The organism is Citrobacter sp. Cb028 (assembly GCF_030336705.1).
Lineage (GTDB): Bacteria > Pseudomonadota > Gammaproteobacteria > Enterobacterales > Enterobacteriaceae > Citrobacter > Citrobacter braakii.
This window is the reverse complement of sequence record NZ_JAOWCZ010000034.1, coordinates 526,409-548,603: the sequence shown is the minus strand read 5'-3', so window position 1 is coordinate 548,603 and position 22,195 is coordinate 526,409. Positions and strand designations below refer to the sequence as shown.

Genomic DNA, 22,195 nt, shown 5'->3' with positions numbered 1-22,195 from the left:
TACTACAAATGATAGGATATTTATTTAAATCTACACGATCTTTTAACCCGCCCGACTGACAAAATTGCCAGCAGATAAAGAGTCACTATTGCTGGGTAGCTCACAGTTTTTTGTTTAGCAAGTCATGAAATTGTTATTTCACACAAATTATTCATTTAAATTTTACTTATAATTAACACCAAGATGTAACTATCTCAAATGGAAGCGAAAGCGTCCCTCATTGACAGACGCATTGGGTTTGACGTTCCTCAGCACAGCGCAGGCGTTTCGCTTAAAGCATCACTGAAAGTTATCACTCACTTCTCTTTTTCTCTTATGTGGCAACGTTTAAATATGCCACAAACAATTCATTATCATTTTTATCTTAAATTTAACAAAATATAATTATGTCATATAAGATTAAACAATAAAAAACCGTTATCCCGTTCACAAGTTATTTAGTAAAGGTAATTTTTTAAATTATAAAAAATGACGCATAAATGAGGCGCACAACAAAATAAGATTTCGATCACAAACATGGCAAGTCATTTATTCTTCATTTTCCTGGTAAATTAAAAAAACCCGCAAAAACAACATTCAACTACCTGATAAACAAGGGTTTTTATTAATAAAAAATATAACAATCATTTTGCGCAGGATATTTTGAAAATAGATCAATTGCTTCCTTTTCCGCTTACACAGAAACTCCGACCCTATTAAGAGGTTGTCACAAACCATGTTCTAAATATTAGAAAATAATTTTCACTTATTGACCATCAGCCCTACAGAGGATTACCCATGAAGAAATCTACACTTGTTATTGGCGTCATCGGTGCTGACTGCCATGCAGTAGGTAATAAAGTTCTGGATCGCGTTTTTACTGCTCATGATTTTCACGTAATCAACCTCGGGGTGATGGTGAGCCAGGATGAATATATTGATGCCGCGATTGAAACAGGCGCCGATGCCATCGTGGTGTCCTCTATCTACGGTCATGGCGACATTGACTGCCTCGGGTTACGTGAACGCTGCATCGAACGCGGCCTCGGCGACATTCTGCTGTACGTCGGTGGCAACCTGGTAGTTGGTAAACATGACTTCGGCGATGTGGAAGTGAAGTTTAAGGAGATGGGTTTTAACCGCGTCTTCGCACCGAGCCACGACCTGGAAGATGTCTGCGCGCTTATCACCAATGATATTCGCCAACACAATGGCCTCGAGCAGCGTTGCCTGGAAGAGGCTATCTGATGCAAACAGTTTCTGTCGATATCGGCTCGACATGGACCAAGGCTGCCCTCTTCGCCCATGAAGGCGAGGAATTAACCCTGGTAAACCATGTCCTGACCCCAACCACCACACATCATCTGGCAGACGGTTTTTTTGCCAGCCTGAATCAGGTGCTGAACGTTGCCGATGCTCGCCCGTTACTGAAAAGTGGTGAAGTGCAGTTGAAATACTCCTCCTCGGCCAAAGGTGGACTCGCCGTTGCAGCAATGGGGCTGGTGCCTTCCATTACGCTGGAATCAGCAAAAGTTACCGCCCATTCGGCAGGAGCGAAAATCGCGCAATATTATTCGTACAAACTGAACCGGCATGACATCCAGGAGCTGGAATCATCACCGCCAGACATTCTGTTGTTTACCGGCGGTACAGACGGTGGCGAAGAAAGCTACGGCCTGGCGAATGCGCACGCGCTGGCAGGCTCAACGCTTGATTGCGCCATTATCTACGCTGGAAATCGGGACATTCAGGACGAAATACAAACGATTCTGGGACATAAAGATCTGACCACGGTAGACAACATTCTGCCTGATCTCGATCACCCGAATCCGTTTGCCGCGCGCCAGGCGATTTGCGATGTGTTCTTGTCACGCATTGTCAAAGGTAAAGGTTTGGACGTCATCGTCGGCGAAACCGGCGAAGAGCCAATGCCGACGCCATGGACGGTATATGAGTTAGTCAAAGCCATTAGCGATTACGACAGCGCATGGAAGGAATTCATGCTGATTGATATGGGCGGAGCCACCACGGATGTCTATTCGGCCAGCGCGAATACCCTCTCCCCCGATACCGTCCTGCATGGTGTTCCTGAACCGTTCGTCAAACGTACCGTTGAAGGCGACCTGGGAATGCGCGTTTCCGCCGTCGTGGTGGGAGAAAGCACGCAGGATATGGTGAAAGTCATCTTCGCCCAACAACCGCAGCGCGAGGAAGCATTTTACCGCTACCTGCGTCATCTGGTTGGGCAACCGGATTACCTGCCGCTCAGCGAGGAGGAGAAATATTTCGACACCCTGCTGGCAGGTTTGTGCGTGGGCTATGCCGCTGAGCGCCACGCGGGCACTAAAAAGCAGGTTTGCACCTGCGTGGGTAACGTGGATTTACAGATGGGTCGCGATCTCACCACCGTACGCAAAGTCGTCGGTTCAGGGGGATGGCTCTCTCGCGCCAGCCAGTTCGATATCCATAACTGGCTCAAATACCGGGAGCTGGACGACCAGGGTAAAAGAATTTTGTTACCGAATCAGTTTGAGTATTACCGCGATTCAAATGGCCTGCTCCCGCTACTGGCAAACGTCGCCAGGCTGTACCCGCAAGCCGCTGCTCGCACCAGCATTCAGTGTTTAACCCTATAAAACTTAAGGCAGCTACGAATGGAACTTCGAAATAAAAAATTGACCCATGACGAATTCATGACCGAAAGGCATCAGGTATTACAAACCTGGGAAACCGGCAAAGACGTTGAGAACTTCGAAGATGGCGTGAAGTACCAGCAATCAATTCCGGATAAAAAGCGCTTCTCCCTTGCTCTGCTGAAGGCCGATCAGGAAGGGAAAACCCTGAGCCAGCCGCGCGCAGGCGTAGCATTAATGGATGAGCATATTGCGCTGCTCAAAACATTGCAGGAAGAGTGCGACCTCCTGCCGAGTACGATCGATGCCTATACCCGTCTGAACCGCTATGAAGAAGCCGCCGTCGGGATCCAGAAATCTATCGAAGCAGGTACTTCCAAGCTGAATGGTTTACCGGTCGTCAATCACGGGGTTGCTGCCTGCCGTCGTATGACTGAAGCGCTGGAAAAACCGATCCAGGTTCGTCACGGCACGCCGGATGCGCGCCTGCTGGCAGAAATCGCCATGGCCAGTGGCTTTACCAGCTACGAAGGCGGCGGCATCTCCTACAACATTCCTTACGCTAAACGTGTCACTCTGGAAAAATCCATCCGCGACTGGCAGTACTGCGACCGCCTGATGGGCCTGTACGAAGAGAACGGTATTCGTATCAACCGTGAACCGTTTGGCCCACTGACCGGCACCCTGATCCCGCCGTTTATGTCCCACTCGGTGGCGATTATCGAAGGTCTGTTGGCTCTGGAACAAGGCGTCAAGTCAATTACCGTTGGCTACGGCCAGGTCGGTAGCCTAACGCAGGATATTGCAGCGATTCAGGCGCTGCGCGAACTTTCCCACGAATATTTCCATAACCACGGCTTCGACGATTACGAACTGAGTACCGTTTTCCACCAGTGGATGGGCGGATTCCCGGAAGATGAAGCAAAAGCCTTCTCCGTTATCGCCTGGGGCGCAGCGGTTGCCGGTATGTCAGGTGCCACCAAAGTGATCACCAAAAGCCCGCACGAAGCGTTCGGTATCCCAACGGCGGCAGCGAACGCCCAGGGTCTGAAAGCTTCGCGCCAGATGCTCAACATGGTCAGCGACCAGAAATTCCCGCAGTGCGCTGCCGTGGAGCAGGAAGTTGATCTGATTAAGAGCGAAGTCCGCGCGGTGCTGAAGAAAGTCTTCGAACTGGGCAATGGCGACATTGCGCGCGGTACAGTGCTGGCCTTTGAAGCAGGCGTACTGGATGTACCTTTCGCGCCTGCCGCCTGTAACGCCGGTAAGATCCTGCCTGTTCGCGATAACACAGGCGCCATCCGTATTCTCGAAGCCGGTGCCGTTCCGCTGCCGAAAGACATTCTCGCCCTGCACCATGACTACGTCGCAGAGCGCGCGCATTTCGAAGGCCGCAAGCCTTCTTTCCAGATGGTCATTGATGACATCAACGCCGTATCCCACAGTAAATTAATAGGAAGACCATAATGAAAATTAAACAGGCCCTTTTCACAGCTGGCTACTCCTCATTTTATTTTGACGATCAGCAGGCCATCAAAAACGGCGCCGGTCATGACGGGTTTATCTATACCGGCGCTCCGGTAACGCCTGGATTTACGTCTGTTCGTCAGGCGGGTGAATGCGTATCCGTACAGCTGATTCTGGAAAACGGCGCAGTAGCAGTGGGCGATTGTGCAGCGGTGCAATATTCAGGTGCAGGTGGACGCGATCCGCTGTTCCTGGCTGAAAACTTCATTCCGTTCCTTAACGATCACATCAAACCGCTGCTGGAAGGCCGCGACGTTGATTCGTTCCTGACCAACGCCCGTTTCTTTGACGAACTGCGTATTGACGGCCATCTGCTGCATACCGCCGTACGTTATGGTCTGTCTCAGGCGCTGCTCGACGCGGCGGCACTGGCTACCGGTCGTCTGAAAGCAGAAGTGGTTTGTGATGAATGGCAACTGCCGTGCGTCCCGGAAGCCATTCCATTATTTGGCCAGAGCGGCGACGACCGTTATATCGCCGTCGACAAGATGATCCTCAAAGGTGTGGACGTCCTGCCGCATGCGCTGATCAATAACGTAGAAGAGAAGCTGGGCTTCAAAGGCGAAAAACTGCGTGAGTACGTCCGCTGGTTGTCTAACCGCATTCTGAGCCTGCGCACCAACGAAACCTATCACCCGACGCTGCATATTGATGTCTACGGCACCATCGGTCTGATCTTCGATATGGATCCGGTGCGTTGCGCCGAATACATCGCCAGCCTGGAAGCCGAAGCTCAAGGCCTGCCGCTGTACATTGAAGGCCCGGTAGATGCCGGTAACAAGCCGGATCAGATCCGCATGCTCACCGAGATCACTCAGGAGCTTACCCGTCTGGGTTCCGGCGTGAAAATTGTTGCGGATGAATGGTGTAACACCTATCAGGATATCGTGGACTTCACCGACGCAGGCAGTTGCCACATGGTGCAGATCAAGACCCCGGATCTGGGCGGTATTCACAACATCGTCGATGCGGTGCTGTATTGCAACAAACACGGAATGGAAGCCTATCAGGGCGGTACCTGTAACGAAACGGAAATCAGTGCGCGTACCTGCGTACACGTCGCGCTGGCTGCGCGTCCAATGCGCATGCTGATCAAGCCGGGTATGGGTTTCGATGAAGGTCTCAACATCGTGTTTAACGAAATGAACCGCACCATCGCGCTGTTGCAAACTAAGGATTAAGAGATGGCACGCACATTTAAGATCTTATCGCCTACGGCTATCCTGGGTTATGGCTTCCCGGAAGAAAGTTTTCGTAAAGCCATGGAAGAGTCACCGGATCTTATTGCTGTTGACGCAGGTTCCTCCGATCCAGGCCCCCACTATCTGGGGGCGGGTAAACCCTTTACCGACCGGGCCGGTGTGAAACGCGATCTGCGCTATATGATCGTGGCAGGCGTGAAGAACAACATCCCGGTAGTGATCGGCACGGCTGGTGGTTCTGGCGCAGCTCCGCATCTGGAGTGGTGTCGCCAGATAATCCATGAGATCGCACAGGAAGAAAAACTGTCCTTCTCAATGGCGTTAATCCCGTCTGATGTCGACAAAGAAATCGTTCATCAGGCGCTGGATAACGGCAAAATCACCGCGCTCGATTTTGTGCCTGAACTGACTCACGATGCAATTGAAGAGAGCACCTACATTGTCGCGCAGATGGGCGTCGAGCCTTTTCAGCGTGCGCTCGAAGCTGGCGCGCAGGTGGTTCTGGGCGGACGTGCCTACGATCCGGCCTGCTTCGCCGCGCTGCCAATAATGCAGGGCTTTGATGAAGGTCTGGCACTTCATTGCGGGAAGATCCTTGAGTGTGCTGCCATTGCCGCCACCCCTGGCTCCGGCTCAGATTGTGCGATGGGGATCATTGATGACAACGGCTTTACGCTGAAGGCGTTCAATCCCAAGCGTAAGTTCACTGAAACTTCCGCTGCGGCGCACACCCTGTATGAGAAGTCCGATCCGTACTTCCTGCCAGGACCAGGCGGCGTGCTGAACCTGAAAGCGTGCACCTTTACCCAGGTTAACGAGGGCGAAGTGTATGTCAGTGGTTCACGTCATGAAGAAACACCGTATGCGTTGAAACTGGAAGGCGCGCGTCAGGTTGGCTTCCGTTGCCTGACCATCGCCGGAACGCGCGACCCAATTATGATTGCCGGGATTGACACCATTCTCGAAGAGGTACAGGCAAGCGTGGCGCGTAACCTCTCACTGAATGACGACAGTATCCGCATGACGTTCCACCTGTATGGTAAGAACGGTGTGATGGGCAACCATGAACCGATGAAAACCGCCGGTCATGAGCTGGGGATTTTACTGGATGTCGTTGCGCCGACGCAGGATATCGCCAACAGCGTTTGCTCGCTGGTACGCTCTACCCTGCTGCACTACGGCTATGAAAATCGCATTGCGACTGCGGGCAACCTCGCCTTCCCGTTCTCGCCATCTGATATTCAAAGTGGACCGGTGTATGAGTTCTCGATCTATCACCTGATTGAAGCGAGCGATGCGCTGCGATTTGATTTCCACATTGAACAGGTGACGCCAGAAGGAGTTCAGGCATGAAACACTCAATTTGTTCACTGGCGCAGGTTATTCGCTCCAAAAACGCCGGACCGTACGAACTGGTTTTAGATATTTTATTTAAAACCAGGGAAGACTATCAGCGGGTAAAAGCCTGCGAGCAATTAACGCCGCAGCTCATTGCCAGTTTATATAATGTTGAACCTGACTTCATTCACAATATCGTGTGGTTCGATCCGGCGAATGCCGTAAAAATCGTCATGCCGCGCGATATTATTTCCGGCAACGTCGGTGATAATGATGTTTATGGTGCTCAGCAACACGCTCCATTATTAAGTATTGAGTTCGACTTGTAACAAAAAACACAATAACAACCATTGGAGCACAGAATTCAGCGGTATCACAGTGCTTCGAATTATTCATGCGGTTGGTCACAACAGGCGTGCGTCTGAGCTGCTGTCCAGGCTCAGGCGCACGCCACCCTACACAATTCCAATTACCAGCCTTTATCCGATGGAGTACACATGAAGAAAATAAGTTTAACGAAGATGATCATATTAGGCCTGATACTCGGCATGATTGCCGGGGTGGCCATAAATAATATGGCCGCGGCTGAAACCGCAAAATCCTATGCAGCAGATATTTCTATTTTTACCACCATATTCTTACGCATGGTAAAAATGATTATCGCGCCATTGGTTATTTCAACTCTGGTTGTTGGTATTGCCAAAATGGGCGATGCCAAAACGCTGGGACGTATATTTTCGAAAACCTTCTTCCTGTTTATTTGCGCCTCTCTGGTGTCAATTGCACTGGGTCTGGTTATCGTTAACATCTTCCAGCCAGGCGCGGGGATCAACTTCGTGCCACATGACGTCGGGGCTGTTGCCGCCGTTAAGTCAGAGCCATTCACGCTGAAAGTGTTTATCTCGCACGCGGTACCGACCAGTATTGTCGATGCGATGGCGCGTAACGAAATTCTGCAGATCGTGGTGTTCTCAATTTTCCTCGGTTGCAGCCTGGCCGCGATTGGTGAAAAAGCCGAGCCTATCGTGAAGGTTCTGGATTCACTGGTACACGTGATGCTGAAGCTGACGGGCTACGTCATGCTGTTTGCACCATTGACCGTTTTTGCCGCTATTTCTGGTCTGATTGCCGAACGTGGTCTGGGTGTAATGGTCAGCGCCGGGATCTTCATGGGTGAATTCTATCTGACCCTGGGTATGCTGTGGGCAATCCTGATTGGCCTGTCAACCATGATAGTCGGGCCTTGCATCGCGCGTTTGACCAAATCAATCCTCGAGCCTGCACTGCTGGCCTTTACTACCTCCAGCTCAGAAGCCGCCTTCCCTGGCACCCTGGACAAGCTGGAAAAATTCGGCGTTTCTTCAAAAATCGCCAGCTTCGTTCTGCCTATCGGTTACTCCTTTAACCTGGTCGGCTCCATGGCGTACTGCTCATTTGCCACCGTCTTTATTGCTCAGGCGTGCAACATTGAGCTGAGCATGGGCGAGCAAATTACCATGCTGTTAATCCTGATGCTGACCTCTAAAGGGATGGCGGGCGTACCGCGTGCATCAATGGTGGTTATCGCCGCAACCCTGAACCAGTTCAACATTCCTGAAGCCGGTCTGATCCTGTTGATGGGCGTCGATCCGTTCCTCGATATGGGTCGTTCTGCTACCAACGTCATGAGTAACGCAATGGGTGCTGCCATTGTAGGTCGCTGGGAAGGTGAACACTTCGGCCAGGGTTGTCGTGGCACTGCACCAGTGAAGACCCCGGAACAAGAACGTCCGGTTACCGAAACAGAAGTCGCGTTGTCCTGATACGACGTTATTGCCGGATGACGCTTGCGCTTATCCGGCCTGCATAACGTTTAACTATCCGTTGGCCGGATAAGGCGGTAAGCCGCCATCCGGCACCATGATGAGCACACCAACAGGATTGCACCATGACTAAAACTCTTCTCGGCGTGAGTATTTTTTCCTTCAGCGTTTTGTTTAGCGCAACGACTCTCGCGCAAACCACGCCGGATTACGCAAAGCTTATCGACCAGGCACATCAAAAATATAAAAGTAACCACGATGGAAAAGTCGCCGACTACATCCCTGCCCTGGCGACCTACAGCCCGAATAACTTTGCCATCACCATTGCCACGGTGGACGGCAAGATCTACCAGGTTGGCGATGTTAACAAACCCTTCCCCATGGAATCCCTGAGCAAAGTCTTCACCATGGCGCTCGCCATGGAACAGCACGGCCCTCAGGTGGTGCTGGACAAACTCGGGGCCAATGCCACTGGCATGCCCTTCAACTCCGGTTTAGCGGTTGAGCTGACCAAAGGCGCGCCTGAGAACCCGCTGGTAAACGCCGGGGCGATGAGCACCGTTAGCCTGATTGAAGCCAAAGACAAAACCGATCGCTGGAACAAAATCCTCGACAACCTGAACGTCTGGGCCGACGCCACGCTTACGGTTAATGAGCCGGTATTTAAATCCGAGATGGAAACCAACCAGCACAATCAGGCGCTGGCGAAGCTGATGGAATCCTATAACAGCTTCTATGGCAATACCGACGAAGCCGTCGAAATTTATACCCGTCAGTGCTCGGTGGATATCACCGTTGAGCAACTGGCCAAAATGGGGGCGGTACTGGCGAACAAAGGCAAATCTCCATTCAACGGCAAGCAGTTGCTGAATGAAAAATATGTTCCGCAGGTGCTGGCAGAAATGGCGATTGCCGGACTATACGACGGCAGCGGTAAATGGCTCTACACCGTGGGCATCCCAGCAAAAAGCGGCGTCGGCGGCGGCATGGTCGCCGTTGTCCCGGGCAAATATGCAATTGCCGTCTATTCTCCGCCGCTGGATGAAGCCGGTAACAGCGTTCGCGCCCAGAAAACGATCGAATATGTCGCCGAAGCGACAAAAGCCAATGTCTTTTTAGCGCATTAAGCAATTACGGATGGCGTGAGCGCCATCCGACATATTAACTAAAAGGTGAGATGTAAACATGTCTAAACCATTTGTCTGGCAGGAACTCTTTGTTCAGAGTAAAGATAATACCGAATATGAATTACTGAGTAACCAGCACGTTGCGGTAACGGAGTTAGACGGAGAGGAAGTGATTAAGGTTGCGCCAGAAGCGCTAACCTTATTAGCCCAGCAGGCATTTTATGAGGCTTCATTTTTCCTGCGCGCCGGACATTTAAAACAGATAGCCAGCATTCTGCACGATCCGCAGGCCAGCAGTAACGATAAGTACGTCGCATTGCAACTGCTACGCAATGCTGAGGTTTCGGCCAAAGGCGTCCTGCCCAACTGCCAGGATACCGGGACGGCAACCATTGTGGCCTGCAAAGGACAGCATGTCTGGACCGGCGGCGATGACGCAGAAGCATTAAGCAAAGGCGTGTACACCACCTTCACCGAAAACAACCTGCGTTACTCGCAAAATGCCCCGCTGGACATGTATACCGAGGTCAATACCCAGACTAACCTGCCGGCGCAAATCGACATCAGCGCCACGCCGGGTAACGAATACCGTTTCCTGTTCGTCAACAAAGGCGGCGGATCTGCTAACAAAGCGGCGCTGTTCCAGGAAACTAAATCTATTCTGCAGCCGGAAAAGCTCACCGCGTTTCTGATCGAAAAAATGAAATCACTGGGTACAGCCGCCTGCCCGCCGTATCACATCGCGTTCGTCGTTGGAGGCTTGTCCGCCGACCAGACGCTGAAAGTTGCTAAACTGGCTTCAACTAAATATTACGATAACCTGCCCACCAGCGGGAATGAACTGGGTCAGGCATTCCGCGATACGGCGCTGGAAGCCGAGCTGCTCAACGCCAGCCGCGAGTTTGGCATCGGCGCGCAGTTTGGCGGCAAATACTTTGCCCACGATATCCGGGTGATCCGCCTGCCACGCCATGGCGGCTCCTGCCCTATCGCCATGGCTCTCTCCTGCTCAGCCGACCGCAACATCAAGGCCAAAATCAACAAACACGGAATCTGGCTGGAAAAACTCGAGCATAATCCGGGCAAATTTATTCCCGATTCACAGCGGGTGGAAAATGGCGCCCAGACCGTACAACTGGATCTGAATCGTCCGCTGCGCGAGATCCTGCAGGATCTCACCACTCTGCCAATTGGGACGCGTTTATCGTTAAACGGCCCGATTGTTGTGGCTCGCGATATCGCGCATGCCAAAATCAAAGAGCGCCTGGATAACGGCGAACCGATGCCAGATTACATGAAAAACCATATCGTCTATTACGCGGGCCCGGCTAAAACCCCCAGTAATCTGGCCTGCGGTTCGCTAGGTCCCACAACCGGCGGGCGCATGGACGGTTACGTCGATGCTTTCCAGGCCGCGGGCGGCAGTCTGATCATGTTGTCGAAAGGCAACCGCAGCGCGCAAGTCACGGATGCGTGTCGCAAACATGGTGGTTTTAACCTCGGCAGCATTGGCGGCGCCGCAGCCTTGTTGGCGCAGCAGTACGTGAAGAGCCTGCACTGCCTTGAATATCCCGAGCTGGGAATGGAAGCGGTGTGGATGATGGAAGTTAAAAATATGCCGGCCTTCGTATTAGTGGATGACAAAGGCAATAACTTCTTTAGCCAGTTTGAGCAGCAGCATCGCTGCGCAACCTGTCCGGCAGGACATTAAGGAGTCACCATGGAAGCGCGAGCCAATAATGACAGACACCGCCAGCGTCAGCAGAAACTGAAAGAACAAGTTGATACCCGCGTGGCGGCAGCAACGGAGAAGAAAGGGATCCTGATTGTCTTCACCGGCAACGGTAAAGGAAAATCCACCGCAGCCTTTGGTACGGCAACGCGCGCGGTTGGTCACGGAAAAACCGTTGGCATCGCGCAGTTTATTAAAGGCCAGTGGGATAATGGCGAGTACAACACGCTGCAACCGCTCGGTGTCGAATTTCATATTATGGGCACCGGATTTACCTGGGAAACCCAAAATCGGCAAGCGGATATCGAGGCGGCAACGGTAGTCTGGCAGGAAAGTAAGCGCATGCTGGCTGATCCGCAGTACGATCTGGTGGTGTTGGATGAGCTTACTTACATGTTGGCTTACCACTATCTGGACACCCAGGAGGTTATCAGCGCCATCGAAAATCGCCCTGCGGAGCAAAGCGTCATCGTTACCGGGCGCGGATGCCATGCGCTGTTACTGGAACTGGCCGATACGGTCAGTGAAATTCGCCCGGTCAAGCACGCGTTTGACCGCGGGATTCAGGCACAGATTGGAATCGACTGGTAGCCGTTCTTTTGCCGGATAACGATGCTAACGCGTCTTATCCGGCCTACCAATCGTTGTAGGCCTGATAAAGCGCAAACCACCATCAGGTAGCCGACACCACGGACTTGCTGAGCAACCAGTTACGAAATGTCTGTAAATGCGCAGACTCCGATTTCTCTTCACGCCACGTCATAATGAAACGGTTTCCGGTGCGCATCGGAACATCGCAAGGAATGACCATATCTCCATTGTCCAGATCGTGCTGAATGGCAAAACGAGGAAGCAGCGCAACCCCCAGATTAGAACGGACCGCCGCAATCAACATCGACAACAGATCAAATCTCGGGCCTTTATTTACCAGCGGGCTGCTGACGTTGGACAGCGCAAACCATTCCTGCCAGCCTTTGATTCGCGTACTCTGGTGCAACAGCGGGTATTCGTTCAGCAGTTCGTGGACTGACAGTTTCCGTTCCGGTTCGGCCAGCAGACAGCGGCTGCAAACTGGCAGAATTTCCTCTTCAAACAGGTACTCAACCTCTGACCACGGTGAGTAGAAATCTTCGCGCATAATTGCCGCATCATACTCACGATTAAGAAAATCACCGATATTCGCCAGCGAATGGATGTTCACGATAATATCAGGATTGAGTTTGTTAAACTCGCGCAGGTTGGGGATCAACCAATGCGTACTGAACGTCGGATTTACCGCCAGCTCAATAACCTGTACGGTCGGTTGCCAGGTCATTATTGTGGTCGTATCGCGCTCGAGTTTATTTAACGTTTCTTTAACGATACTTAAATAATGTTTGCCGGCCGCATTTAAAAAAATACGTTTTTTGGCATGATTAAATAGCGCGGTATTAAGAAAATCCTCCAGTGCATTCACCTGGCGGAAAACAGCACTTTGTGTTAACGCCAACTCTTCAGCTGCCCGGGTATAACTTTCGTGACGCGCAACCACTTCAAAAGTTACCAGCAACTCCGTCTTGGGTATTTTTCCTCTCATAACCTCTTCCATATGCAGCGTACAAAAATAGTTTAATTTATAAAAAATAATTCAAGGCACCCAGATAAGCACCGAGAGTTATATTTTATTTTCTCCATTGATGTCATTGATCCAATCCATGATTTGCTCACACTGATGGCGGATAAATATTAACCAATAATACTCAAGCACAACAATAAACACAATTTAAATAAGGTTAAACCTAAGTAAATAGTGCCAATAAGTTCTTAATAATTTTTCAAGTCTTCTTGTTTATTGCAGAAAAAACTTTGCGAGATTAATCAATATTATCCATGCGCTAATCCTGGATAATTTCACGTTATAACTTACGGGCAAACGACTGCTTTTAATCATTTATTGATGTCGTTTGTGCCATTTTTTGACAGACGTGATAAAGGACACATTGTGAAAACTTTCGGAAAGGTCTGGCTCGTTGGAGCAGGTCCTGGTGATATTTCATTACTGACCCTCAAAGCAATGATGTGCATTAAACAGGCCGACGTCATTATTTACGATCGGCTGGTCAATCCTAAAATTTTGGAATGGGCATTACCTGACTGCCTGCTTATCAATGTCGGCAAAAATCCAGGCTTCCATTGCGTTCCCCAGGATGAAATCAACGCACTGCTGGTCCAGTATGCCCAAACACACCACAACATTGTGCGCCTCAAAGGTGGCGATCCGTATGTATTTGGCCGTGGGGCTGAAGAAGTGGAGGATCTGGTTGAAATGGGCATCCCTTTTGAAGTTGTACCGGGTATTAGTTCTACGATTGGCGGCCTGACCTATGCCGGTATCCCGGTGACGCATCGCGATTTTGCCTCCGGTTTTCACGTGGTGACAGGCCACACGCGGGAAGGCAATCAGCAGCAGAACTGGCGTCAACTGGCGAAACTTAACGGCACGTTGGTCATCGTCATGGGTATCGCCAATCTGGCGTTTATCTGTGAAGAGCTGTTGATGGGCGGAAAATCAGCAGACACGCCCGCCGCGCTAATTATGTCTGCGACCCGGGAAAATCAACGCCGCCTGACCTGCACGCTCGGTTCATTATTGAGCAAGGCGCAGGAAGCTAATATTGTTCCACCGGCGCTGATTGTAATCGGAGATGTGGTGACCCTGAGCGATCGGCTCTCTTTTATACCTGAAGCCATCACGTTGCCAGACAATCTTTACTGCGAAAGTCTGGCGTGACGAAAAGACTGGGGCGACGTTTGATGCGCCGCCCGGAAAACGCGGCAAAAGTAACTGGTTTGCGCGTATTGCAGTTTCCTAGCAATACTGTCTATGGAATGATCCGGATCGTGTAATAACTCCCCTGCTTTTTGCATTTTCTTCTGACTCACCCAGGTTTTAAAATTAACACCCTGGCGTTTCTTGAAAAAACGGCTGAAATAGTTCGCGCTTAAGCACACATGAGCCGCGACAGATTCCAAAGACAATTCACCATACAAATTCTCGTCAATATAACGCAGCGCCGCCATAAGTTTTTTCTCGTGACGTGAAGGCTCAGTGAAATAATGATGAGCGTATCGGGTTGCCGGGACTACAATCTTCTCAGAGATCAATTTTTCTTTCTCAAAATTATCAACAATAAAACTTAACAAATTTGCTGACGCCACCAGTACATTATTATCCACCATCGCAGACTGGCCCCACTCAGCTTTAATTTCGGGGTTATTAATCCATGAGTTTTTGTTATCAATAGCGATAGTTTTATATTCCTGATACTTTACCCGCACCTGCCCGCAGATAATAAAACCGTAAAGGTGTCCCTCATGAATTAATGGCATCGAGAACAGGCTTAGCCCTGCATGACAGGTGAGTATTCTGGGTTTAAGCTGTTTTAATGCCTCAAAAGCACAGTACTTGTCGCACTTTTGGCAACCTGCTCGATAGCGCTCATCCGCACGCATTAATGTGCAAAACGAATTAAAATTATGACATTTAGACAAGGCTATACCGTTAATATCAACGACGACTGTGGCTAACCCAGTGGCTCGGGAGAAGAGTTCTGCGATAGAGAAAAAACGGTGTAAATAGTCATCCTGGATTTTCAGCGGCACGTTATCCTCCGGCATTAATAATATTAAGGCCGCTAATATGCAAAAATTAGCCTCAGGAAAGAATGATGCTCACCGCAAAAAATAATCTCATTTGTGCAGATGATTATGATCAATTGGCAAGAAAATTATAGCGACCACGATAATACTCTTCAGCACACCGCCGACTTCGCTTTCTCAAAGATTAACGAATCTTCACACTCTCTTGTGAGACTCTTTTCGCAACACTCAACACCTAACTTCATTATTTTCAACAAATTACCCGTTTTTAATCTGAATCGATGATGTGCTTATTTGTGATAATCATCATGTGAATGTGAAAGGCCCTCCTGAATAATATGTTCAGTTAGCAAACAATCTGAACGGAGTTGATCCATGGCCGTCACCACAGGCGTTATCGCCGACGATTTTACCGGCGCAACGGACATTGCAAGCTTTATGGCGCAGCAGGGGTGGCGCGTCGCGCTTCTGCCCGGTATGCCCGATACCGCGCAATGCTGGAATGAAGAGGTTGACGCTATCGTCATCTCGCTGAAAAGCCGCTCATTACCCGCAGAACAGGCCGTCGCCCAATCCCTGTCCTGTGCCCGCTGGCTGAAACAAAATGCAGGTGTCCGCCAGATTTATTTTAAATATTGTTCGACGTTTGACTCCACGCCAACAGGCAATATTGGCCCGGTCAGCGATGCATTGATGAACGACCTGCAGGTTCCGCTGATCGTCCACTGCCCCGCTCTGCCGCAAAACGGACGCACGGTGGTGCATGGTCATCTTTTTGTACACGGTGTACTGCTTAACGAATCCGGGATGGAAAAGCATCCGCTCAATCCAATGAACGATGCCAGCCTGCCGCGCCTGCTGAGCGCGCAAACGCCAGGCGCGGTTGGTTGCATCAACCTCACGACCCTGCGTCAAGGTGTGGAAGCGGTCACTTACGCCCTGGCCCAACTTCAGGCTGAAGGTACGCGTCACGTTATCGTCGATACGCTGGATGAAGCAGATCTCAACACGCTGGCGCAAGCTCTCCATGCCAGCCCTCTGTTAGCCGGGGGCTCCGGGCTCGGCGGCGCGCTGGCCGCCTGCAGCGGAGGCCAGCAATCCATGCCGCCGGACTCTTTTCCACTGCCTGCCAAAACGGTGGTGTTCTCCGGTAGCTGTTCGGCAATGAGCAATCGTCAGGTTAATCGCTACAAGGCCGCGGCAGCGTCTCGTTTGCTTGATGTGTCCCGCTGCCTGTCTGATGCCGAACGCTACACCGATGAACTGAGCGCCTGGGCGATGACGCATATCAGCGACTCATTAGCGCCACTGATATACGCCACCCAGCCGCCAGACGTACTCAAACGTATTCAACAGGAGCACGGCGAACAGGTCGCCAGCCAGGCAATCGAACACGCTTTTGCCCGGCTGAGTTCAAAGCTACGAACTGCGGGTGTAAACACCTTTATCGTCGCGGGCGGAGAAACCTCCGGCACCGTTGTGGAAGCCTTGCAGGTGAAGCGTCTGTCCGTCGGCAAAGCCATTGCGCCAGGCGTGCCGTGGGTATTTTCCTCCGGTCTGGCGCTGGCGCTGAAGTCAGGCAACTTTGGTGACGACGATTTCTTTTTTACTGCCCAGGAGTACGCATTATGAATTCGGTGAGTGAACACCAACTGCGCGAACTACTCGTCCACTATGGCCGTTCCCTGTTTATGCGCGGTTACAGCAGCGGCGGTTCCGGCAATCTTAGCGTCAAAATGCCGGATGGCGGCTATCTGGTGACCCCGACCAACTCTTGTCTGGGCGAGCTTGATCCTGCCACGCTAAGTCGGCTGGATGCCAACGGCGTTCATCTTAGCGGCGACAAACCCTCAAAAGAGGTGCCCATGCATCTGGCGTGGTATCGACATCGGCCATCCTGCGGCGCGGTCGTGCACCTGCATTCTCCATGGCTGACCGCGCTCTCCTGCCTGCCGTGCACCACGCCGAAAAACTGCCTGCCGCCGTTAACACCGTACTATGTGATGCGCGTCGGGCAGTTACCGCTGCTGCCCTATTTCAAGCCTGGCCATGAAGGCATTGCCAGCGCACTGAGTGAAATCGCGGCAGACCATACGGCCGCGCTGCTGGCCAATCACGGGCCGGTAGTAAGCGGTCGCTCGCTGCGTGAGGCGGTGTTTAACGCCGAAGAACTGGAAGACAGCGCCCGCATCTGGCTGACGTTAAAACCGCTTGGCTATGTTCCGCTCTCAGAAGAAGCGGTGGCCGAACTTGAACATTCCCGGCAAGCGTGAGGTGACATAATGATCCCCGAGCAACGACGTGATTTTATCTACCGCTACGTGCACGAAAAAAATGCCGCCTCATTTAATGAACTGGCAGATTTGATGAGCGTATCGCATATGACCGTGCGTCGCGACATCCAGTTGCTGGAAGAAGAAGGCAAAGTTATCGCCATTAACGGCGGAGTGAAGCTCAATAACCTGCTGAAATCCGAGCTGCCATGGCGGGAAAAAGCCGAGTTGAATCATGACGTGAAACGTAAAATGGGCCAGCTCGCCGCCATGCTCATTGAGCCCGGACAAACGCTGTATCTGGATGCCGGAACGTCGTTGTTTGAAGTGGCGAAAGCGGTCGCCGCCAGCCATTGTTTCAATCTGACGGTAGTAACCAACGATTTTTCCATCAGCCACTATCTGATGGATATGCCGCACATAACGCTCTATCACACCGGTGGTCTGGTGGATCAGCGTAACCGCTCATGCCTTGGAAAAAGCGCCGCCAGTTTTCTGCGCACCATTAATATTGACGTGGCGTTTCTGAGCTCCTCATCGTGGGATACCGAACGCGGCATGTCGACGCCGAGCGAAGGGAAAGCCTCGGTTAAAGAAGCGGTACTCACCGTTTCCCGGCGTCGGGTGCTGGTCTGCGACAGCAGTAAGTTTGGCAAATACGGCATGTTCCATATCTGTGGGCTGGAACAGTTAACCGACATTATTTCTGATAACCGGTTACCGGAAAACGCCCAGCAAACTCTTGCCAGCCAGGGCGTTAAGCTGCATCTGGTTGATAACCGGGAGGGTGCGCGCCATGCTGAAGTTAGCGGCTAACCTCGACTGGTTGTTTACAGATTTACCGATAGCGGCGCGATTTGCGGCGGCGCAGGCGGCTGGTTTTCGCGGCGTTGAAGGGCTATTTCTCTGGCAGCACCCGCTGGCGCATATGCACGCTGCACAGCGGGAAACGTCCCTGCCGGTGGTGCTGATGAACGCACCGGCGGGTAACTGGGCACAAGGTGAGCGGGGACTGGCCGCGCAGCCCGGTCGAGACCAGGAATTTCACCATAGCCTCAACGTGGCGCGTGATTACGCCACGGCGCTGGGCTGTCGTCGGGTTCACGTTATGGCCGGTTCGCGCTGCGGCGATCTGACGCTTCACGCTCAGCGCACTCTCCTGACCAACCGGCTGCGTATCGCCTGCGATATGATGGCTGAAGCGGAAATCGATGTGCTGATTGAACCGTTAAATTCGCAGGATATGCCCGGTTATTTTATTGACAGTTTTCCGTTGGCCGAATCTATTATTCAAGAGGTTGGCAAGAAAAATATCGGTTTACAGTTTGATATTTACCACTGTCAGAAAATTCATGGCAATGTGGCAAAAAATATTGAACGCTACTTCACCTTAATTAAACATTTTCAAATTGCTTCTGTCCCCTATCGCCACGAACCGGGAACAGGTGAATTAAATGAAGCATGGCTATTCGATTTTATTAGAAAAATGAATTACCAGGGCTGGATTGGCTGTGAATATCAACCATCAACATCAGGGCCCGACTCATTAAACTGGATAACGCCTTACCTATAATTTAAATATCTCTGTACCGGAGGAAAATATGTCGGATACTGTTATTATTTCGCTGGCACCCGTTGCCGCGGATTGCCCCAGAGTTATACCCGCAGAACTGGCGCAGGAAATACTCGCCAGCGTTGAGCATGGCGCGTCCATCGTGCATTTACACGTTCGCGATAAACAGGGTCGCCTGACGCCGGATACCACCGATTTTCAGGCGACCATTGATAGCGTCATGCGCCATTCAGACCTGATTATTCAGGCGTCTACCGGCGGCGTCTCTTCAATGTCCATCGCCGAACGCTGCGCGCCACTCTCCTGCCCCGGCGTAGAGATGGCTTCGCTGAACGTCGGTTCCGTCAACCTCGGAGATGCGGTGTACTTTAATCCCGGTCCGGACGTGGAATATTGCTCCCGGCAAATAGTCGAGCGCAATATCATTCCCGAGTTTGAAGTTTTTGAAATTGGCATGATTAATAACATCCTGAACCTTGAAGATAAAATAAAATTCCAAAAACCCATGCTCTTTAATATCGTCCTCGGCCATCGCGGCAGTACGCCAGCAACCATTGACGCTTTAATTGCTCTGCGTAGCATGATCCCGCGCGATGCCTTATGGGGTATTACTCATTTTGGCAGAAAGAACTTCGATATTATTGCCGCCGCCGTCGGCATGGGGGCCAGTGAAGTACGCATCGGCTTTGAGGATAGCTATTATTTAAGCGCTGAAGAAAAATCACAGCATAATTACCAGCAGGTTGCCAAACTCGCCACGCTCATTCGCAGCATGGATAAAAAAGTCGCCACGCCAGAAATTGCGCGGCACATGTTATCTATTCCATCCCGGCAGCAATAACAACAGCAAGGACATTTCAACATGACTATGACCACTGTTATTCACAAAACCGGACTCGGTATCAGCGTTGCGGGCGCGGCGCTGGCGATTATCGGTGCGCTAATCCAGTCCGCGGCGCTCTGGCAGCCCGGGCTGGTGATGTTCACCGCCGGATTCGCCGCCGGTGCAGGCTACTGGCTGGGTCTACGCAGCTATCAGTTTACGCTATGGATCATCGCCGGGTTTGTCGCCGCCATGACCTGGTCTACGGATCTGATCGTCTGGGGCGGTTTCAATATCACCCATAAATGGATCGTGTTTCTCGTCATTCAGGCCACCATGTTTAGCATGGGCACTAAGCTAACGATCCAGGATTTTATTGACGTCGCCAAAATGCCGTGGGCGGTGTTTATTGGCACCTTCTGCCACTTCGTCATCATGCCTCTGCTCGGCCTGAGCATTACGCTTATCTTTAACTTTCCGCCTGAGGTGGCGGTCGGGATTCTGCTGATTGGCGCCTGCCCAAGCGGACTCTCCTCTACCGTCATGGTCTATATCGCGAACGCCAACCTGGCGCTGGCGGTCTCGATCGCCGCAGTCTCAACGCTGGCGGCGACGGTGATGACGCCGCTGTGGGTTAATCTGCTGGCGGGGTCGATGATCGATATCCAGCTCACCGCAATGGTAATGGATGTGGTGAAAATCGTATTGATCCCCATCGGCGCGGCAATTCTGCATGACTATCTGAAAACCTATGCGGGCGTGCGCGGACGCCGTGTCGTCCAGATGCTGGCCGGGATCGGCGCTCTTTGGCTGCTGTATATGATTGCTGGCGGCTGGGACGCGCTGTTTGGTCACGCCAGCGCCGACGCGCAAATGTACGCAGTGGTGCTCAACTTCGTGGCAGGCGGTCTCGTCTGGGCATTGTTCTACAACTGGCTGTATGGCCGCGTGGCGGGCGTGAAGAAAATCATGCCGACCATCTCAATGATGGGGATCATTTTCTTTACGACCACCGCAGCCGCAGCCGGGCGCGAGAACCTGGTGCAGGTCGGCTTCCTGCTCTGCTTCGCCATGTTGATGCATAACCTCGGTGGCTTCCTGATTGGCTATCTGATGAGCCGCTGGATCTTCCGCATGGACGTACAGTCTGCCCGCACCGTAGCCTTTGAAGTCGGCCTGCAAAACGGCGGCATGGCGTCCGGGCTTGCCGCAGCAATGGGCAAACTGGCAACGGTTGGCCTGGCCTCGGCGGTGATGACTCCGCTTGGCAACGTCAGCGGCTCGCTGCTCGCGAACTACTGGCGCAAGAAAGACGCCAGACAGGCGCAGGCCGCCGCAGCCAAAGATCCCGTTCAACCCGCTTGCGAAAATCTGTCAAAAGGATAATCACGATGACAACTCTCACTCTGGGGCATGCCCTGCGCGCCGTGGCCTCTGCGCTCGACCTTGCCGAAACATGTTACGCAAAACGCCCGTTAAGCGTAGCCGTATGCGACGCCAATGGAGAACTACTCAGCTTTGCGCGGATGGATAACGCCAAACTGTTAACCATCGAGTTAACCCAGCGCAAAGCACGCACCAGTAGCCGTCTGGGCTGCACCACGCAGGCATTTTTACAGCGCCTGCAGAAAGAGCAACTGGATATCGGTTATTTTGCCGACCCGCTGTTTACGGCGCTGCCGGGCGGGATCCCAATTCTGCACCAAGGAAAATGCCTTGGGGCCGTCGCGGTAGGCGGTTTATCCGCGCAGGAAGATCATGATGCGGCGCTGGCCGTCGCGGAAACGTTACTTAAGGAGATTGCCCAATGAAAAAGGTCGCCATGCTGCATACCAGTGCCGCCACGCTTACGATGATGCAACAGCTGATTGCCGACATCATGCCGGATGTTGAAGTCATGCACCTGGTGGAAGAATCCATGATCAAGCAGGTAATGAAGGCCCAGGGCGTGACGCCCAATATTGCCGCCCGCATCGCCGACTATGTGCATATTGCCGAAAAGGCGGACTGCGATATCTTTATTACCGCCTGCTCCTCAATTGGTACTGCGGTGGAGCAATGCCAGTTTATGACCCCACTGCAGCTCGCGCGCATTGACTGCGCAATGGTGGAAGAGGCGATTGAAAAAGGTGAGCGGATCGCCGTACTGGCGACCGTGGCAACCACGCTGAAGCCAACGCTGGATTACGTACAGCGCAAAGTGCAGCAGAGCGGTAAATCGCGAACCATCACGCCTATATTAATGGAGGAGGCATTCCACGCGCTGCTGGCGGGAGACATGGATACTCATGACCGTATCGTCAGTGAAGGGTTACAGAGCGCCTTTACCCAGGCGGATGTTGTGATGCTGGCGCAAGCCTCGATGGCGCGCGTTTTACAGCAACTCCCTTCCCCGCCGGTGCCGGTAATGACCTCGCCGGAAAGTGGAATTCGCTGGTTGAAAACACTGGCTGAAAGCTGAATTACAGGCCAAAAAAAGGCCATCATCAGATGGCCAACCATGTCGAAACGGGACCAGCCCTTGACTATGCAGAGAGTCAGGGCTGT

The 22,195-nt window shown here is 51.9% G+C and carries 20 protein-coding genes and 1 pseudogene; 19 read left to right on the top strand and 2 right to left on the bottom strand.

The genetic code is table 11. The features are described 5' to 3' along the window. The first annotated feature begins 777 nt into the window (after nucleotides 1-777). The 10 genes and pseudogenes from glmS (at nucleotide 778) to cobO (ending at nucleotide 11,931) form a co-directional block, all read left to right on the top strand. The gene (gene glmS, locus OGV75_RS12090) at nucleotides 778-1,227 is read left to right on the top strand and encodes a methylaspartate mutase subunit S (protein ID WP_016152308.1); all 450 of its coding nucleotides are present in this window, start codon (nucleotides 778-780) and stop codon (nucleotides 1,225-1,227) included. Next, nucleotides 1,227-2,615 carry a methylaspartate mutase accessory protein GlmL gene (glmL, locus tag OGV75_RS12085; protein ID WP_016156015.1) on the top strand — a complete coding sequence of 463 codons (1,389 nt, stop codon included), beginning with the start codon at nucleotides 1,227-1,229 and terminating at the stop codon, nucleotides 2,613-2,615. Before glmS ends, glmL begins: the two co-directional genes overlap by 1 nt. An 18-nt stretch (nucleotides 2,616-2,633) precedes the next feature. Further along, a complete protein-coding gene (locus OGV75_RS12080; protein WP_016156014.1) occupies nucleotides 2,634-4,079 on the top strand; it encodes a methylaspartate mutase subunit E in 1,446 nt (481 codons plus the stop codon). Continuing rightward, nucleotides 4,079-5,320: a methylaspartate ammonia-lyase gene (locus OGV75_RS12075; protein WP_016152305.1), complete on the top strand. Its 1,242-nt coding sequence runs from the start codon at nucleotides 4,079-4,081 to the stop codon at nucleotides 5,318-5,320. The genes OGV75_RS12080 and OGV75_RS12075 overlap by 1 nt, the downstream gene beginning before the upstream one ends. A 3-nt stretch (nucleotides 5,321-5,323) precedes the next feature. Beyond that, nucleotides 5,324-6,694: an acyclic terpene utilization AtuA family protein gene (locus OGV75_RS12070; protein WP_016156013.1), complete on the top strand. Its 1,371-nt coding sequence runs from the start codon at nucleotides 5,324-5,326 to the stop codon at nucleotides 6,692-6,694. After that, nucleotides 6,691-7,008 carry a DUF4387 domain-containing protein gene (locus tag OGV75_RS12065; RefSeq protein ID WP_016152303.1) on the top strand — a complete coding sequence of 106 codons (318 nt, stop codon included), beginning with the start codon at nucleotides 6,691-6,693 and terminating at the stop codon, nucleotides 7,006-7,008. The genes OGV75_RS12070 and OGV75_RS12065 overlap by 4 nt, the downstream gene beginning before the upstream one ends. 168 nt (nucleotides 7,009-7,176) lie before the next feature. Then, a pseudogene (locus OGV75_RS12060) lies at nucleotides 7,177-8,458 on the top strand (dicarboxylate/amino acid:cation symporter); the annotation flags it as partial. 148 nt (nucleotides 8,459-8,606) lie between these two features. Next, nucleotides 8,607-9,608, top strand: coding sequence for a glutaminase A (glsA, locus tag OGV75_RS12055; RefSeq protein ID WP_047359470.1), 1,002 nt, complete (start codon nucleotides 8,607-8,609; stop codon nucleotides 9,606-9,608). Nucleotides 9,609-9,666: 58 nt separating this feature from the next. Further along, nucleotides 9,667-11,319 (top strand): class I fumarate hydratase, encoded by a 1,653-nt coding sequence (locus tag OGV75_RS12050; RefSeq protein ID WP_016152300.1) that lies wholly within the window; start codon nucleotides 9,667-9,669, stop codon nucleotides 11,317-11,319. 9 nt (nucleotides 11,320-11,328) lie between these two features. Beyond that, nucleotides 11,329-11,931, top strand: a complete 603-nt coding sequence (gene cobO / locus OGV75_RS12045) for a cob(I)yrinic acid a,c-diamide adenosyltransferase (RefSeq protein WP_016156012.1) — start codon at nucleotides 11,329-11,331, stop codon at nucleotides 11,929-11,931. Between the two features lie 82 nt (nucleotides 11,932-12,013). Here the strand turns inward: cobO and OGV75_RS12040 are convergent, their stop codons facing one another. After that, nucleotides 12,014-12,916, bottom strand: a complete 903-nt coding sequence (locus OGV75_RS12040) for a LysR substrate-binding domain-containing protein (RefSeq protein ID WP_016152298.1) — start codon at nucleotides 12,914-12,916, stop codon at nucleotides 12,014-12,016. 405 nt (nucleotides 12,917-13,321) lie between these two features. Here OGV75_RS12040 and cobA point away from each other — a divergent pair, with 405 nt between their 5' ends. Next, nucleotides 13,322-14,110, top strand: coding sequence for a uroporphyrinogen-III C-methyltransferase (gene cobA / locus OGV75_RS12035; protein WP_185654297.1), 789 nt, complete (start codon nucleotides 13,322-13,324; stop codon nucleotides 14,108-14,110). Here cobA and OGV75_RS12030 read toward each other — a convergent pair. Further along, on the bottom strand, nucleotides 14,089-14,982 hold the full coding sequence (locus OGV75_RS12030) for a PocR ligand-binding domain-containing protein (protein ID WP_286480701.1): 894 nt from the start codon (nucleotides 14,980-14,982) through the stop codon (nucleotides 14,089-14,091). The genes cobA and OGV75_RS12030 overlap by 22 nt on opposite strands. Nucleotides 14,983-15,354: 372 nt before the next feature. Here OGV75_RS12030 and otnK point away from each other — a divergent pair, with 372 nt between their 5' ends. The 8 genes from otnK to OGV75_RS11990 are packed head-to-tail and all read left to right on the top strand — an operon-like array spanning nucleotide 15,355 to nucleotide 22,109. Next, the gene (gene otnK / locus OGV75_RS12025; protein WP_047359473.1) at nucleotides 15,355-16,611 is read left to right on the top strand and encodes a 3-oxo-tetronate kinase; all 1,257 of its coding nucleotides are present in this window, start codon (nucleotides 15,355-15,357) and stop codon (nucleotides 16,609-16,611) included. Continuing rightward, a complete protein-coding gene (gene otnC, locus OGV75_RS12020; protein ID WP_016152294.1) occupies nucleotides 16,608-17,252 on the top strand; it encodes a 3-oxo-tetronate 4-phosphate decarboxylase in 645 nt (214 codons plus the stop codon). Before otnK ends, otnC begins: the two co-directional genes overlap by 4 nt. 9 nt (nucleotides 17,253-17,261) lie before the next feature. Continuing rightward, on the top strand, nucleotides 17,262-18,068 hold the full coding sequence (locus tag OGV75_RS12015; RefSeq protein WP_046274719.1) for a DeoR/GlpR family DNA-binding transcription regulator: 807 nt from the start codon (nucleotides 17,262-17,264) through the stop codon (nucleotides 18,066-18,068). Then, entirely contained in the window at nucleotides 18,049-18,825 is a 777-nt protein-coding gene (locus OGV75_RS12010; RefSeq protein ID WP_286480700.1) for a hydroxypyruvate isomerase family protein, read from the top strand. Before OGV75_RS12015 ends, OGV75_RS12010 begins: the two co-directional genes overlap by 20 nt. Before the next feature lie 28 nt (nucleotides 18,826-18,853). Beyond that, complete coding sequence (locus tag OGV75_RS12005; RefSeq protein WP_181598444.1) at nucleotides 18,854-19,666, top strand: beta-keto acid cleavage family enzyme; 813 nt, start codon at nucleotides 18,854-18,856, stop codon at nucleotides 19,664-19,666. A 21-nt stretch (nucleotides 19,667-19,687) separates the two neighbouring features. Beyond that, the gene (locus OGV75_RS12000; protein WP_286480699.1) at nucleotides 19,688-21,034 is read left to right on the top strand and encodes a bile acid:sodium symporter family protein; all 1,347 of its coding nucleotides are present in this window, start codon (nucleotides 19,688-19,690) and stop codon (nucleotides 21,032-21,034) included. Between the two features lie 5 nt (nucleotides 21,035-21,039). Further along, the gene (locus OGV75_RS11995) at nucleotides 21,040-21,459 is read left to right on the top strand and encodes a GlcG/HbpS family heme-binding protein (RefSeq protein ID WP_016152289.1); all 420 of its coding nucleotides are present in this window, start codon (nucleotides 21,040-21,042) and stop codon (nucleotides 21,457-21,459) included. Further along, nucleotides 21,456-22,109 carry an aspartate/glutamate racemase family protein gene (locus OGV75_RS11990; RefSeq protein WP_046274716.1) on the top strand — a complete coding sequence of 218 codons (654 nt, stop codon included), beginning with the start codon at nucleotides 21,456-21,458 and terminating at the stop codon, nucleotides 22,107-22,109. Before OGV75_RS11995 ends, OGV75_RS11990 begins: the two co-directional genes overlap by 4 nt. Nucleotides 22,110-22,195: the final 86 nt, after the last annotated feature.